Here is a 13,626-nt window from a genome sequence, read left to right as displayed (position 1 = left end):
CTGGACCGGGCAAGGTCGGCGAACTCGCTGATCTTCTTCGCGAATGGCTGTAAAAAGCCGCCAACGGCGTACAACCACCGAACGGGTGCAAAGGTCTCAATGGGTGGCTTCAGCAACACCATGGAGAGGCCAGTCCATTCACGGATCGAGGTGCCATGAAGCGTTCCATGCAAGCCGCGGGGGCGTCGTTGATCGCCGTCGGGGCCATCGGGGCGGGGCTGCTGGCGACGGCTCCCGCCGCCGGCGCGGCGACCACCGGTACGACCGCGTCGTACAACGGTGTCTGCGGCTCCGGCTACAAGGTGGTGAACTCCATGCCGATCGGCGGTACCGGCACGGTGTACCTCACCTACAACTCGTCAACCGGCAAGAACTGCACCGTGACCATCCGCAACAGCACGGGCGCACCGACGTACATGGTGGCCTACGTGCGCAACATCGACAGTGGCGAGGACCAGTACGACGAGGGGGACTACCGCTCGTACGCCGGGCCGGTGTACGTGTCCGCGCGCGGCGCCTGCGTGGAGTGGGGCGGCGTCATCGACAACCTCCAGGCCTGGAACTACGGCTCCAACTGCGGCGCGCTCGCGGCCAAGACCCCGCAGAAGGACTGGTTCGCCGGCGACCGCTGATCGGCAACGCCGGACGACCGGGGGCTCCACCGCGACGCGGAGCCCCCGGTCGTCCGCCAGGGCCCCAGTCGGCCATGTCCGCCCCCAAGGAGCACGCCGTGAGTGACATCGTTCTCGAGCCCGCCGCGCGGGAATTCGCCGACGCGACCGCCAAGCCGCCGCTGCTGTACGAACTCGGCGTCGACGGTGCCCGCAAACTGCTCGACGACGTGCAGGCACAGCCCGTCGCATAGCTCGACGTGGACGAGAAGTGGATCACGGTCCCGGCCCGGGTCGGCGACGTGCACGGCGGCGGCTGGATCCTCGGCAACGCCGGTACCCACGACCGTCTGGTGAGCGAGCTGGCCGTCGGAGCGAAGGCGGCGCTGGTCTTCGTCGAGTACGACCGTTCCCCGGAGGCGAAGTACCCCGTCGCCGTCGAGCAGGCGTACGCCACCGCCCAGTGGATCACCACCAAGGGTGCGGGAGAGGGCCTCGACGCCTCCCTGCTGGTCTTCGCCGGTGACTCCGTCGGCGGCAACATGACCGCCGCCCTCACGCACCTGGCCAAGCGGCGCGGGGACGTCACCTTCCTGCACCAGTCGCTGTACTACCCCGTCACCGACGCGGCCCGGGACACCGAGAGCTACCGGACCTTCGCCCACGGGCCGCACCTGGCGGCGAAGACCATGGAGTGGTTCTGGGACGCCTACACCACCGACCCGGCCGAGCGCGCCCAGATCACCGCGTCGCCCCTGCGCGCGACGCGGGAGAGGCGTACGCGCGCAAGCTGCTCCAGGCCGGCGTGCCGACCACGAGCATTCGCTACAACGCCGCCCTGCACGACTTCATGATGCTGAACCCGGTTCGCGGGACTCAGGCCTCGAGCGCGGCCGTCGAGCAGGCCATTCACGTTCTGCGCAAGGCGCTGGAACCGACTGAGCGTGCGAAGGCCACGACCGTGTGCGTTCGCGAGGGCCGGTCTCAGACCGGCTTGCGCCACACCGAGACGTGCTTCGCGGAATCCTGGGTGAAGGGCGCCCCGTCCCAGTCCCCGACGCGACGTTCCAACTCCAGCCCGGCGAGCCGTGCCATCAGGTCGAGCTCCGCCGGCCAGGCGTACCGGTGCCGGGAGTTGTCGCGGCGGTAGCCGCCGTCGTCGCCGTCGCGGGTGAAGTGGTGCGAGACGAGAATCTGCTCGACCACGTCGAAGGTGTCGAAACCGACATGCCGCTCGGAGACGTCGAACGGCACCGCGAGCTGGCCGGGCGGCAGAAAGCGCAGCGGCGGCACGCCCAGCTCGATGACGAACCGGCCGCCGGGCCTCAGATGGCGTGCCGCGTTGCGGAAGCACTCGACCTGCTCGTCCTGCGTGAGCAGGTTCGTGATGGTGTTGTAGACGAGATAGACCAGGGCGAACTCGCCGGGCACGACGGTCGCGGCCATGTCCCCGATGGTCACCGGCAGCGTGTCCTCGTCGATCTTGCGCCGAAGGACCGCGGCCATGGGTTCGGACAGTTCGATGCCCGCCACCGGCACGCCGCGTTGGCGCAGCGGGACGCCCACTCGTCCGGTTCCGATGGCGAACTCGAGCGCGCGTCCGTCTCCGGCCAGCTTGGTGAGGAAGTCGAGAGTCGGTCCGAGGGCGGCGGCCGAGGACGTCTCGCTCTCCTCGGCGTCGTAGCGGTCGGCGGTCGCACGGGTCCACAGCTCACTGGTCGTCACGGGCGGCCACTCTGCCGGGTGCGGAGGGGCGCTGTCGACGTATTTACGACCCGCAGCCGAAGCAGGTACTCCGCGGTCAGCGCGACGGCACGGTCCTCGTCCCGCGACAGCTCCACCAGGGCACTGGACGCTCTCCTGCCCGGGATGCCCGCCAGCGCCTGGGTCAGCCGTCCGCGGGCGGGCGCCGCGGTGGCGTCGTCGGCGAGGCGGCCGACGAACCTGGCCGCGATCTCGTCGGCCATCGCGGCCTCGCCCGCCAGCACGCTCAGCGCGTCGGCCGCATCGGTGTCGTTCCGTCCCGCCACGATCATGTCGATGAGCGTCGGGACCGCGTCCGTCACCCCTTGTGTCCCGAGCGCCAGTGCCGCATACCCGCGGACCACGACGTCGGGATGGGCGAGGGCGCCCCGCAGGTGCGCGGCGGCCTCACCGCCGGGCATCTCGGCGAGGGCTTGAACGGCCCGCTCCCGTACCGCGCCGACCGGTGAGCCCAGACCCTCCGCCAGCAGTGCCGTGCCGTCGTCGCCCGATCGGGCCAGCGCCCACCGAAGGGCTCCGGCGACGTTCGCGTCCGTCTCGCTCAGTGCCGCCTCGACCAGCGCCTCCACCGGCACCACGGCCTCGTGGACCGAGGAGAGGGCCGCCCGCTGCCGCGCGTCGGCGCTCTTCGAGCCCAGCGCCTGGAGCAGCGCGACCACCTGGAGGACGTCCTCCCAGCCCGCGGGGTCCGCGGCGTCGATCCGGCGCAGCCGGGTGAGCAGCTCCGTCTCGGCCGCGATGCGCTCGCGGGTCTGCCGGACGAGGTCGTCGACGAGGACCGACGGCGTGAAACCGGGTTCGTCGAGCGCGCGGCCGATCTCCCGCAGCGACAGCCCCAGCGACCGCAGGCTCTCGATATGGAAGATCCGCCGGATGTCCTCCCGGGAGTACTCCCGGTATCCGGAGCCCGTACGACCTGAAGGCCGTACCAGGCCGAGCGACTCGTAGTGCCTGAGCATGCGGGCACTGACCCCGGACCGTCGCGCCACCTCACCGATCAACACGTTCTATCTTGCCTCCTCGCCGGACCCGCCGAGGGCCACGACGCGCTTCGCCTCCTCGATCGCGGATTCGAATCCGGCGTCGGGGTCGCGCAGCAGCCGTTGGGTGGCGAGCGCGTGTGCGCGCACGTCCGGGGAGGGGGCCGTCGTGGCGGTACGCAGAACCCCCACCACCGTCTCACCCAGCGCGACCAGTGCCCGGCTGAGACTCAGGTGCGTCTCCCGGTCGCCGCGCCCGAGCTGCGTAGCCAGCACCGATGCCAGTGCGGGCTCCTCGCCCTCCGGCACGAGCACGACCGCGGTCCGCCAGGCGCTGCGCGCCACCTCGTCGTCGGCGTCGGACAGAACCGCCCGGGTGATCGCCGGCCACGCCTGCCGGTCCCCGATCTTGGACAGTGTGTGCAGCGCCTGACTCCGTGCCTGCGCACGCTCCGAACGGACTTCACCGACCAGCCGGGGGAGCGTCAAGGACACGGGGTGGCGGGTGAGCGCCCAGGTCAGCATGTCGCGGACGAAGAACTCCGGCTCGATCGCGGAGCGTTCGATGAGCTTGCCGACGAAGCGCGGGTCGGGCGCCGTGCCCACCGCCATGGCCGCCCGCAGCCGCACGGACGAACGGCTGTCCTCCAGACCCCGGAGCGCTCGCGTCGCGTCCGCGTCCTGTCTCGTCATGGTCATCAAGACCACCTCCCTGGCAAGCAGTGAAGGCCTTGCCACCGTGTCAAGGTCAAACGGAGCCCGTGCTCGTGCACCCCGACGAACGGCCGCCCGCTGCCGAAGTGGTGGTCGCGGCGCCAGGCTTCGGGAGATGATGGGTGTCATGACGGGAGACAGTTCCTCCATCGACTGCACCAGGCCCAGCATCGCCCGCGTCTACGACTACCTGCTCGGCGGCAAGGACAACTACGCCGTGGACCGGGACATCGGTGACGTGTTCAAACGTGACCTGCCCGGGTCGGTGGCGATCGCCTTCGCCAACCGCGCGGCGTTGACCCGGGCGGTGGGGGAGATCGTGACGACGACCGAGGTGCGCCAGTTCATCGACCTGGGCAGCGGTCTTCCCACTGCCGACAACGTGCATCAGGTCGCGCAACGGCGGGCTCGGGACACCCGGGTGGTGTACGTCGACACCGACCCGCAGGTGCTGGTCCACGGGCGGGCGCTGCTGGGGGAGAACGACCGGACGCGGGTCGTGCCGGTCGACGTCCGGGACCCCGAGGCAGTACGGAGCCACCCGGACACCCAGGAGCTGATCGACTTCGATCGCCCCGTCGCCGTCATGTTCAGCGCCATCCTTCACCACGTCAACGACGAGGAAGACCCCGCCGGGATCGTCCGCTACTGGCGCGATCACGTACCGTCCGGAAGCTGCTTCTTCGTCAGCCACTTCCGTTCCGGGAACAACCCGGAGACAGCGGAGGCCGAGAAGGTCCTCCAGGGGACCTTCGGCCGCGGCAGGTGGCGGACCGACGAGGAGATCGCGGCCCTGCTTGACGGTCTGGACATTCTCGAGCCGGGGATCGTACCGGCGTCCGTGTGGCGTTCCGAGGCCGCCGGCCGTGCGAGAGACGACGACGGTGAAGACGGTGAAGACGGTGAAGACGAACTGACCGTCTGGGAGCGTCTCATCGCCGCAGGCATGGCCCGGAAGCCGTAGAGCCGTGTCGCCCGGGGACGTCTGAGCAGGGGGAGCAGGGGGAGCAGGGGGAGCAGGGGGAGACATTGGCTCGGATTGGAACGACGGCGGTACTCGCGGTGTTGCCGGACGCCGAACCGCTGTTGCGGTCGGCCGCCGAGGCGGACGCACAGGCAGTGCGACCAGGTGTGCCCGCGCACGCCGCGCTGCTCTATCCATGGCTGGCCGTCGACGAGGTCGGCGAGCGGGAGCTGCACCGGCTACGGGCGGCACTACCGGCCGGCCGAATCCCCATCCGGATGGCCGCGGTCGAACGAACCGGTGGCTTCGTCGGCGTCCCGGTGCCCGAACTCGGCCCCGTGGCCAAGGCCGTTCGCACCGCCTTTCCGGCGCAGGCCCCATACGGCGGCCGCTACGGCCCCAACCCGCCGGTGCACGTCACCGTGGCGCTGGACGCGTCCCCGGAAGCCGCCGCCGACATCGCCCGCCGCACCGCCGCCTCGCTGCCGATCACCACTGAGGTCAACTCGTTGCAGGTGGTTGCCCTCACCCCCACAGGTTGGCGACACCTCACCGAACTGCCCCTTGCCCGCTAGATCGTGTCCCACGAAGTTGGCAATAACAGCACTTATATAAATGCTGTTATAGTTGCCTCATGGCCGATCCCCACGCACCCGACCCGACGCAGGAGAGCCTCTGGCGGCCCTTGCGTCTCCTCCAGGCGTCGATGGACGCGGACATCGCCCGGATCTACTCCGAGCAACCGATCGACGGGCTCAAGCCCAGCTTCGTCATGGAGCTGCTCCGGCTGCACACGTGCGGACCCATGACGATCGCGGAACTGGCCGAGTCCGTCGAGCGCACGCATTCGGCACTCAGCCAGAAGGTCGCCGCAATGCGCACAGCCGGCTGGGTCCGGACCGTCGTGGGCGAGGACGCGCGGACCAGGAAGGTGACGCTCACCGACAAGGCTCGCCACGTCGTCGATCGCCTGGCCGCGGAGTGGCGAGCCACCGAGGCCGCTCTGGCCGACCTGGAAGCCGAGATGCCGTACCCGCTCTCCCAGGTCGTCACGGACATCGAGCGGGCTCTGGAGCGCAAGAGCTTTCACGACCGGATCGCCGAGAAGCTGGCCGCGGATCCTGCGTGGGGATGAGAGGCACGCTCGTCGACGTGACTCCGCTCCGGTCCTCACCACCGTTCCGGCGGTTGTGGATCGGCCAGGCCCTGTCCGGGTTCGGCAGCCAGATGACGCTCGTCGCCGTCATGTTCCAGGTCTGGCAGGCGACGGAGAGCCCCACGTGGACCGGTGCCGTCGGGCTGGCCCAGGCGGTGCCGCTCATCGCGCTGGGGCTGTTCGCCGGATCGCTGGTCGACCGAGTGGACCGAAGGAAGTTCTACCTGCTCACGACCAGTGGACAGGCCGTGTGTTCACTCCTGCTCGCACTCCAGGGCTTCCTCGGACACGTTCCTGCCGTCGGCGTGCTGGGTCTCGTCGCACTCCAGTCCTGCTTCGTCGCGGGCGGCGGCCCGGCCTCGCGCACCTTCGTTCCGCACCTGCTCCCCAAGCACCAACTGGCCGCAGGACTCGCGCTGAGACGCATCGCCTTCCAGGGCGCGATGCTGCTCGGTCCCGCGCTGGGCGGACTGATCGTGGGCGGACTGGGGATCGGCGCCTGCTACCTGCTCGACGCCCTGACGTTCGCCGCCGCCCTGTACGGCGCGTTCGGCCTGCCGCCGATGAACCCCAAAGACGCGCCCGCACGGCCCGGCCTGCGGGGAGTGCTGGACGGGCTGGCCTTCCTGGGCCGTACCCCCGTCGTCCGCGGAGCCCTGCTCACCGACCTGGCCACGACCGTGCTCTCGATGCCCGTCAGCACGTTTCCCCTGATCAACGCCGAACGGTTCGGCGACAACCCACGCACCCTCGGACTGTTCCTCACGGCCATCGCCGTCGGCGGCGTCGCAGCCTCCCTATTCTCGGGAACCTTCACCCGTTTCCCCCGCCCCGGCCTGGTCATGCTCGGCGCTTCCGCCACTTGGGGCGCGGCGTTGACACTGTTCGGCCTGGCGCACGACCCGTGGACCGGTCTGGCCTTCCTCGCCGTGGCAGGCGCCGCCGACACCGTCTCCGTCGTCTCCCGAGGCACCGTCGTCCAACTGCACACCCCGCACGAGCTGCTTGGCCGCGTCGGTGCGGCTGAACAGATCGTCGGGCAAGCCGGACCCGACGTCGGAAACATGCGCGGAGGCCTTGTCGCAGACGCCACTTCGGGAACAGCGGCCCTCGTCAGCGGTGGCCTGCTGTGCCTCGGTGCCGTCGCCGCGGTGGGTGCCACGACGGCGGACCTGCGCGGTTCCTCCGCATTCCCGAGGAAGACACACACGACGTGGCCGAAGCGGCCGTAGATCGCGGCCTCGGACGGACGGAGTACGGCGATCGGCTCGCCGCCGGGGGCTGTCGCGCCAGGCGTCACGTCAACGCCCGGGCATCACCGAGTTGGCGGGCCAGGTCGGCCAGATCGTCGGCGTGCAGGTCGAACCGGTCGGAGGAGGCGGGCGGGTCGCCCACGGGGCGGGCAACGTAGGCGGTGCGTAGGCCGAGGCCCTGTGCCGCGCGCAGGTCCCAGGCGTGCGCAGCGACCATCAGGAGCCGCTCCGGCGGCCGCCCGGAAACGGTGACCGCCAGTTGGTAGACCGCCGGGTCCGGCTTGTAGGTCCGGGCTTCTTCGGCGGACAGCGCCTGGTGCCAGCGCAGTCCGGCCTGGGCGTTGAGTCCCAGCAGCGCCGTCCGGCTCGCGTTGGAGAGCCCGATCAGTGGGAACCGTTCGGCGAGTCGCGCGAGCCCTGCCACGGTGTCGGGCCACGGCGGCGGCGTGCGACCGGACAGGGCCAGCGCCGCTACCGCGGCCGGGTCGTCGACTCCGGCGGCATCGGCGACGAGCCGGGCGGCTTCCAGGTCGAGGGCGTCGCTGGTGAGATAGGGCCGGACGCCGTCGAGGATGCGACGTTGCTCGCGGCCGACGTGCTGCTGCCACAGCGACACAAGCTGCTCGACCCCGGAATCGTCGAGCGATGGGTCGAGTTGACGAACGCCGGCGCGTAGACCGGCAGGTTCGTCGACGAGCGTGCCGAGCACGTCGAACACGAGGACATCGATCTCTGGCTCTGATGACATGGGAGAGGTCTCCTGGACGAAACAGAAACAGAAACGTAAGGGTGACGCTGAGACGAACGCGGGGGACACCACCCGGATTCCCGCACCGCACCGCGCCGGGCGGCAGAACTAGACTCAATAGATGGCCGTGAACGGGGAAACCGCAGCGTACGGGTCCGCGGACGTCTCGTTGGCGTCGCTCGCGGAGGATCCGCATCCGCATCTGGCCGCGCTTCGCACACAGGCCCCGGTCGCGTGGGTGCCGGCGGTCGGCGGGTGGATGGTGACCGGGCGGGAGCCCGCGTCCGCCGTGATGCGGGACGCCGGGACGTTCACCGTGGACGACCCGCGGTTCACGACCGCGCGGATCACCGGCCCCAGCATGCTGTCGCTCGACGGACCCGAGCACGCCCGGCACCGTGAGCCCTTCACCGAACCCTTCCGTCCGCGCGCCGTACAAGCCTCGTTCGCCGGGTCGGTCGGCCGCGAGACGGACCGGCTGCTCGACGGCCTGTTGCCGCTCGGCGAAGCGGACCTGCGCAGGCAGTTCGCCGGGCCGCTCGCCGCCGTGGTCATGGCCGAGGCCGTGGGCCTGCGGGACGTACCCGTGTCCGGCATCCTCGCCTGGTACGACGCGATCGTGAGCGCCGTCGACGCCCTGACCCGCGGCCGGACGGCCTCAGGCGAGGGGGCGGCGGCGTACACCGCGTTGCGCGCGGCGGTCGCCGGCACGGTGGACGCCGGGCGCGAGGACTCCCTGCTCGTGCGAGCCGCCACGGGCGCACTGGAGGTCCACGAGATCGCCTCGAACGCCGCCGTGCTGCTCTTCGGCGGCATCGAGACCACCGAGGGCATGATCACCAACGCGCGGCTGCACATACTCGGCACCCCCGGCACGGACGACCTGCTGCGCCGGGAGCCCGAAGTGCTCGACAACGTCATCGAGGAGTCGCTGCGGCTGGAGCCCGGCGCGGCCGTGGTGGACCGCTACGCGACACGTGACACGGAACTGGCGGGCGCCCGCATCGCCGCCGGAGACCTGGTCGTCGTCTCCCTGGCCGGCGCCAACCGGGATCCCGCGGTCTTCACCGACCCCGACCGTTTCGACCCGCGTCGCCGCAACGCCCGCTCCCACCTCGCCTTCGCCCATGGCCCCCACTACTGCCTGGGCGCCCACCTGGCACGCCTGGAGGCCCGCGTGGCCCTGCGCGCCTGTCTCGACCGCCTGCCGGCACTTCGCCTGGACGACCGGTCGACAAGCTCCCCGTACGGTCTGGTCTTCCGCAAGCCCCAGCGCCTCACGGCCCGCTGGGACGTCCGAGACGCCGACTGAAGCACATCGGCGACGACGGGTCCGGCACCAAGCTGCGGAGCACGGCCGACAACTGTGGCGGCTCAACCGGGTCCGGCAGCGACTCCAGATCCGACCGTGCGACCCAGGCGTGCGTGTCCAGGTTGGCCCGCTCGTCGGGAAGCAGGCCGCTCCGCACCAGGGGTGGTTGCTCGTCGGCGAACCGCGCGACGAAGAAATGCTCCGTCCCGGTGTACCGCTTGCCGTTCCACCGCACGTCACGGTCGACGAGCACCGACGGCTCACGGACTGCCGCCGGATCGAGTCCGGTTTCCTCGACCAGTTCACGTCGTGCCGCCACCAGCGGCGTCTCACCGGGCTCGAGGCCGCCGCCGGGCGGCTCCCAAAGCCATGTGCCGTCGAACGGATCCCGCCAACGCAGAAGGAGCACACGAAGGCCGGCGTCCAGGCAGATGACCCGGGCGGCGGGCCGGTGCGTTGATTCCACCGTCCTGACGCTACGCGCTACGCGAAACGCCGATCAAGACCCGTGCTGGTCCGTGAGGCGCTGGCTCGCCCTACCCCGGAGGTAATCGTTTCGCGCGGGCCGCGTCGGCAAGATGGGCGATCTCTCCGCATCGACAGAATGCGGGCCAGGAGCAAGAGGTCAGCCATGTCCATTGCCACACCCACGCACACACGCACAGTGATCGAAGAGCTGCTGCGCAGGATCGGCGAGGGCGATCCCGCGCGCATCGCCGAGCTGTATGCCGAGCAGGGCGACTGGAAGCTCGACTGGCCGGAGGCCGAGCACGGTCGTCCCGCCACGCCATGGATCCGGCACCGGTCCACCCGGGCGGACGCGGCGGCCCACTATCGCGAGCTTGCCGAGCACCACCTGCCGGACGGCGTGGCAACCGAGGTCGAGCGCATCCTCATCGACGGGAACGACGCGGTCGTGCTCGGTGAGATCCGCCAGACCGCCCGGTCCACCGGCCGGGCGTATCGCGCACGGTTCGCGCTGCACCTCACAGTCGAGGACGGTCTCGTCACCCGGCACCACGTGTACGAGGACAGCCTCGCCGTCGCCCAGGCATTCGAAGCGGAGACTCGATGAAGGTTCACAGATCGGTTGGCCAACTCGCCCGGTGGAGCAGGGCACTTGCCTGGCGGGGCAGTCCTTTCCGGCCCCGGCAGGCTGACATCGTCAGCCGCTAGGGTGACGGGTGACCTGGTGACCTGCACCCCCATCCCCATCGCGACAGGAGCAGGACTGATGACCGAGCACGTGATGGCCGCCACCGACGCCTCCGGCAAACGGCTCGGAGAACGTGTCGCACCCGCGGCGCCCACCCTCGACGAAGCCGCCGAGTACGGCAACAGCCACCGGGTGAACTACGTTTCGGTCCGTCACGGCCACGCCATCACGCTCTACGGGAGAGACGCCACCGGCACCTGGTCGGTCCTCGCTGCCAATGCCCCGGCCCCCGTCGTCGTGGAAATACGTCGCCAGCATGATGACCTGTACCGGCCGGAGCCCGCCCGGGACGACAGCCCTCAGGTCGGCTTCGAGTACGCCCCAGCCCCTGAGGGCGACTACGTGTCGACCGCCGTCGACGTGGACGGAGAACCCTTCGGGGAGCGCGTCAGCGCCTCGGCACCCACGCTCGCCGAGGCCGCCCGACTCGGCGATCTCCACGAGACGAACTACGTGGTGACCGGCCTGGACGGTGCCGACGTGGTCACGCTCTACGGGCGGGGTGCCGGCAACTCCTGGTCGGTGATCGCGGCCGATGTCGACGTCGAGACGGCCGAGGAGGTGTGCCTCTGGTTCGACCTCACCCAGCACTACCAGGGCCCGGCTCCGGCCGTCACCGACCTCGGCGGTGACGCCGTCGGCCACCCCCTTGACCATGTCCCCGCGCCCGAGGGCGGGCGGATGGCCGCGGCGCGGGCGATCTCACTGGTCGTGGACCGGATTCGGGGCCGACGCCTGGACTACCCCACTCAGGGGCTGGCGGCGGACCGCTTCGACGCGGGCTGGAGCGTGTACGCCCCCGTGGACATCGACGAAACCGACCCAATGGCGTTCCTGGACATGCCGGTGGGCCGGTCGGTGTTCCTCGTGAGTGACATCGGACGGGTCAAGGAGACGTCGAGCTCGATCCCTCCGCAGCAGGCACAGCAGATGTTCACCGCCGAAGAGGCGTACGTCCGCCGCCCGCCCGCCGAGGAACGGTTGATGGCCGACCTCCGGGACGAGGTCACCCGGCTCGACTCCGCGGCCCAAGGCTCCGCGGGCATCAGCTCGTTCACCGTCGACGCCCCCTCCCAGGAGATGGCCGCGGCCCGGGCGTCCCGGCTTCTCGCCCCGATCACACAGCAGTTGGCCCTGCTGGGCCCGGACGCGGGGTGGGACCGCTTCGCCGCCGTGTTCTCCTTCACGGTCTCCGGCGAGGTCGCCCGGCTGCGGTTCTGGTCGGGAAACCGGAGCACCGAGGTTCGGGTACCGGAGCAGACAGCCCTTTTGGTGCGCAGGCAGCGACACCTGGCCGCGTGGATGCCGGCCGGCCCGTGGTGGCGTCTGCTGCTCACCGTCAGCCACAGCGCCGGAACGAACGCCCGTATCACCACGGACTACGACTACGGCGACCAGCGCCTCCCGGACGATCACCTGCTGAGCCCCGAGCAGTACCGCGACGACCTCGCCGCCTACCCTCGCGCGCACACGCCGGAATGGCTGTCCGCATACGTCGCGGGCCAACGCGAGGGCGGGCCCGGCCCCAGGCCCGCCACGCCCCGCACGGCACCTCGGTCCACCGGTGTGGCGACAACGCGGGCATCCGACCAGCGCCAGGCCCACGCGGTGACCTCCCCTCCGGTGCCGGTCATCGACACGCAGATCGGCCGGAAACGCCTCTACGCCGACCCACAGGTGATCACCTTCGGCAGACACTCGCTCGCCCTCGACGAGGTCGAGTGGGTCGGTTATGCGGCGACCCACACCGCCACCAAGCGCTTCCTGTTCCCGACGACCCACGACAGTACGTGGGAGTTCGCGGTGGGCAGGTACCCGTACTACGGCGGGCCCGTGATCCGCGTGCCCTTCTACCAGGGAGGACGGCGAGCCGACCAGCCCGCGGAGTGGACGTTCCTGGTGAACCTCGCCAGGCAGTACCTGGAGCCCCGGCTGCTCACCGACATGGTGGCCCGGATCCGGCGTGGTGAGACCATCACGGTCGGCGGCAGCCTGAAGGTGAACCGGAGCGGCATCACGTGTGCGAAGCCACGGCTCTCCCTGCCCCGGGAGTCGATCGGCGCCACGCAACTGTCCAACGGCATGATCTGTGTCTACCGGACGGGCGTCGAGAAGCCGGTGTTGACCGTGCCTCTGAGCCACCCCAACGCGTCCTTGATCCCAGACCTCGTCGCCGAGCTCACCGCCTGAGGGACGCGCACCGAACGCGGCTCGTGACCCGCCGCTTCGAAGAACCGCCTGGCGGTGGCAGTCGAGGCGAGTCAGTCCGTCGAGGGGGTTCCGGCCGGCCGGAAGATCACGCCCGCCAGTGCCCCGAAGGTCTCTTCGGGATTCCGCCCGTCCAATGGACCGTCCGGACCGTCAAGGTTGTGGGAGAGCAGTAGCGTCGCGAACCCGTGGGCCATCGACCAGGCCGCCATGAAGCCGATCGCCGGATCGTCGCCATGGTCCTCCACGGCCGTACGGAGCATGCTCCGCGTCCGTTCGCGCGCCGCGCGGAGCTCCGAGTCGTCCGGGCGCAGAAGCTCCGGGTGGAACATGACCTGGAAGTGTGCCGGGTGCGCGACGGCGAAGCGCACGTACCGGACGCCCAGGTCCCGCAGGTCCTTTGCCTCACCGAGAGTGGCGGACAGGAGACCGTAACCCTCGGTGGCGATGGCGGTGAGCAGGCCCGGGCGGTCCTTGAAGTGGTGTGCGGGCGCGGCATGGGAGACGCCGGCGCGGCGGGCCAGGTCACGCAGGGAGAGGGCCGCTGGACCGTTGGCGGCGATGACGTCGAGGGCCGCGGTGAGTACGGCCCGGCGCAGGTCTCCGTGGTGGTAGGAGCGTTCCGTGGACATGATGAGCAGCTTAGCGCAATCTTGGCATTGACAAGATGATGCGGTGAAGACAGTCTAGGCAGCGACAA

General features: G+C 70.4%; 14 protein-coding genes and 1 pseudogene. 9 read left to right on the top strand and 6 right to left on the bottom strand.

Translation table 11 applies throughout. The features are described from left to right. The first annotated feature begins 167 nt into the window (after nucleotides 1–167). Together KUM40_RS22805 and KUM40_RS22800 are read left to right on the top strand one after the other, a co-directional pair. On the top strand, nucleotides 168–632 hold the full coding sequence (locus KUM40_RS22805; protein WP_217168565.1) for a spore-associated protein A: 465 nt from the start codon (nucleotides 168–170) through the stop codon (nucleotides 630–632). Nucleotides 633–730: 98 nt separating this feature from the next. Beyond that, nucleotides 731–1,542 (top strand): annotated as a pseudogene (locus KUM40_RS22800) (alpha/beta hydrolase); the annotation flags it as partial. Nucleotides 1,543–1,595: 53 nt separating this feature from the next. Here the strand turns inward: KUM40_RS22800 and KUM40_RS22795 are convergent. The 3 genes from KUM40_RS22795 to KUM40_RS22785 are packed head-to-tail and all read right to left on the bottom strand — an operon-like array spanning nucleotide 1,596 to nucleotide 4,054. After that, on the bottom strand, nucleotides 1,596–2,336 hold the full coding sequence (locus KUM40_RS22795; protein ID WP_217167878.1) for a class I SAM-dependent methyltransferase: 741 nt from the start codon (nucleotides 2,334–2,336) through the stop codon (nucleotides 1,596–1,598). Next, nucleotides 2,333–3,379, bottom strand: coding sequence for a HEAT repeat domain-containing protein (locus KUM40_RS22790; protein ID WP_217167877.1), 1,047 nt, complete (start codon nucleotides 3,377–3,379; stop codon nucleotides 2,333–2,335). The genes KUM40_RS22795 and KUM40_RS22790 overlap by 4 nt, the downstream gene beginning before the upstream one ends. Before the next feature lie 3 nt (nucleotides 3,380–3,382). After that, entirely contained in the window at nucleotides 3,383–4,054 is a 672-nt protein-coding gene (locus KUM40_RS22785) for a HEAT repeat domain-containing protein (RefSeq protein ID WP_217167875.1), read from the bottom strand. A 142-nt stretch (nucleotides 4,055–4,196) separates the two neighbouring features. Here KUM40_RS22785 and KUM40_RS22780 point away from each other — a divergent pair, with 142 nt between their 5' ends. The 4 genes from KUM40_RS22780 to KUM40_RS22765 all read left to right on the top strand — a co-directional run bounded on the left by KUM40_RS22780 (nucleotide 4,197) and on the right by KUM40_RS22765 (nucleotide 7,421). Continuing rightward, nucleotides 4,197–5,033, top strand: a complete 837-nt coding sequence (locus KUM40_RS22780) for an SAM-dependent methyltransferase (protein ID WP_217167874.1) — start codon at nucleotides 4,197–4,199, stop codon at nucleotides 5,031–5,033. Between the two features lie 65 nt (nucleotides 5,034–5,098). Continuing rightward, nucleotides 5,099–5,608, top strand: coding sequence for a 2'-5' RNA ligase family protein (locus KUM40_RS22775; protein ID WP_217167873.1), 510 nt, complete (start codon nucleotides 5,099–5,101; stop codon nucleotides 5,606–5,608). 59 nt (nucleotides 5,609–5,667) lie between these two features. Continuing rightward, nucleotides 5,668–6,168: a MarR family winged helix-turn-helix transcriptional regulator gene (locus KUM40_RS22770; RefSeq protein WP_254395506.1), complete on the top strand. Its 501-nt coding sequence runs from the start codon at nucleotides 5,668–5,670 to the stop codon at nucleotides 6,166–6,168. Continuing rightward, nucleotides 6,165–7,421, top strand: coding sequence for an MFS transporter (locus tag KUM40_RS22765; protein ID WP_217167871.1), 1,257 nt, complete (start codon nucleotides 6,165–6,167; stop codon nucleotides 7,419–7,421). The genes KUM40_RS22770 and KUM40_RS22765 overlap by 4 nt, the downstream gene beginning before the upstream one ends. 64 nt (nucleotides 7,422–7,485) lie before the next feature. Here KUM40_RS22765 and KUM40_RS22760 read toward each other — a convergent pair whose 3' ends face one another. Next, nucleotides 7,486–8,190, bottom strand: a complete 705-nt coding sequence (locus KUM40_RS22760) for a haloacid dehalogenase type II (RefSeq protein ID WP_217167870.1) — start codon at nucleotides 8,188–8,190, stop codon at nucleotides 7,486–7,488. A 121-nt stretch (nucleotides 8,191–8,311) separates the two neighbouring features. Here KUM40_RS22760 and KUM40_RS22755 point away from each other — a divergent pair, with 121 nt between their 5' ends. Beyond that, complete coding sequence (locus KUM40_RS22755; RefSeq protein WP_217167869.1) at nucleotides 8,312–9,502, top strand: cytochrome P450; 1,191 nt, start codon at nucleotides 8,312–8,314, stop codon at nucleotides 9,500–9,502. On the opposite strand, the gene KUM40_RS22750 is transcribed toward KUM40_RS22755, so the two are convergent. Further along, on the bottom strand, nucleotides 9,468–9,968 hold the full coding sequence (locus tag KUM40_RS22750; protein WP_217167868.1) for an NUDIX hydrolase: 501 nt from the start codon (nucleotides 9,966–9,968) through the stop codon (nucleotides 9,468–9,470). The two genes, KUM40_RS22755 and KUM40_RS22750, sit on opposite strands and share 35 nt — an antisense overlap. A gap of 165 nt (nucleotides 9,969–10,133) precedes the next feature. Here KUM40_RS22750 and KUM40_RS22745 point away from each other — a divergent pair, with 165 nt between their 5' ends. Then, complete coding sequence (locus tag KUM40_RS22745) at nucleotides 10,134–10,577, top strand: nuclear transport factor 2 family protein (RefSeq protein ID WP_217167867.1); 444 nt, start codon at nucleotides 10,134–10,136, stop codon at nucleotides 10,575–10,577. 159 nt (nucleotides 10,578–10,736) lie between these two features. Continuing rightward, entirely contained in the window at nucleotides 10,737–12,908 is a 2,172-nt protein-coding gene (locus KUM40_RS22740; protein ID WP_217167866.1) for a hypothetical protein, read from the top strand. A gap of 71 nt (nucleotides 12,909–12,979) precedes the next feature. Here KUM40_RS22740 and KUM40_RS22735 read toward each other — a convergent pair whose 3' ends face one another. Beyond that, nucleotides 12,980–13,558 carry a TetR/AcrR family transcriptional regulator gene (locus KUM40_RS22735; protein ID WP_217167864.1) on the bottom strand — a complete coding sequence of 193 codons (579 nt, stop codon included), beginning with the start codon at nucleotides 13,556–13,558 and terminating at the stop codon, nucleotides 12,980–12,982. Nucleotides 13,559–13,626: the final 68 nt, after the last annotated feature.

The sequence above is a fragment of the Streptomyces sp. AC512_CC834 genome, from assembly GCF_019049325.1.
Classification (GTDB): Bacteria; Actinomycetota; Actinomycetes; order Streptomycetales; family Streptomycetaceae; genus Streptomyces.
The sequence above is the reverse complement of the archived record's forward strand: the minus strand, read 5'-3'. Positions and strand labels throughout refer to the sequence as shown.

Coding starts and splice junctions, on each gene's coding strand:
- KUM40_RS22805 (WP_217168565.1), top strand. CDS start 168: ATGCAAGCCGCGGGGGCGTCGTTGATCGCCGTCGGGGCCATCGGGGCG.
- KUM40_RS22785 (WP_217167875.1), bottom strand. CDS start 4,054: ATGACCATGACGAGACAGGACGCGGACGCGACGCGAGCGCTCCGGGGT.
- KUM40_RS22780 (WP_217167874.1), top strand. CDS start 4,197: ATGACGGGAGACAGTTCCTCCATCGACTGCACCAGGCCCAGCATCGCC.
- KUM40_RS22770 (WP_254395506.1), top strand. CDS start 5,668: ATGGCCGATCCCCACGCACCCGACCCGACGCAGGAGAGCCTCTGGCGG.
- KUM40_RS22765 (WP_217167871.1), top strand. CDS start 6,165: ATGAGAGGCACGCTCGTCGACGTGACTCCGCTCCGGTCCTCACCACCG.
- KUM40_RS22760 (WP_217167870.1), bottom strand. CDS start 8,190: ATGTCATCAGAGCCAGAGATCGATGTCCTCGTGTTCGACGTGCTCGGC.
- KUM40_RS22755 (WP_217167869.1), top strand. CDS start 8,312: ATGGCCGTGAACGGGGAAACCGCAGCGTACGGGTCCGCGGACGTCTCG.
- KUM40_RS22745 (WP_217167867.1), top strand. CDS start 10,134: ATGTCCATTGCCACACCCACGCACACACGCACAGTGATCGAAGAGCTG.
- KUM40_RS22740 (WP_217167866.1), top strand. CDS start 10,737: ATGACCGAGCACGTGATGGCCGCCACCGACGCCTCCGGCAAACGGCTC.
- KUM40_RS22735 (WP_217167864.1), bottom strand. CDS start 13,558: ATGTCCACGGAACGCTCCTACCACCACGGAGACCTGCGCCGGGCCGTA.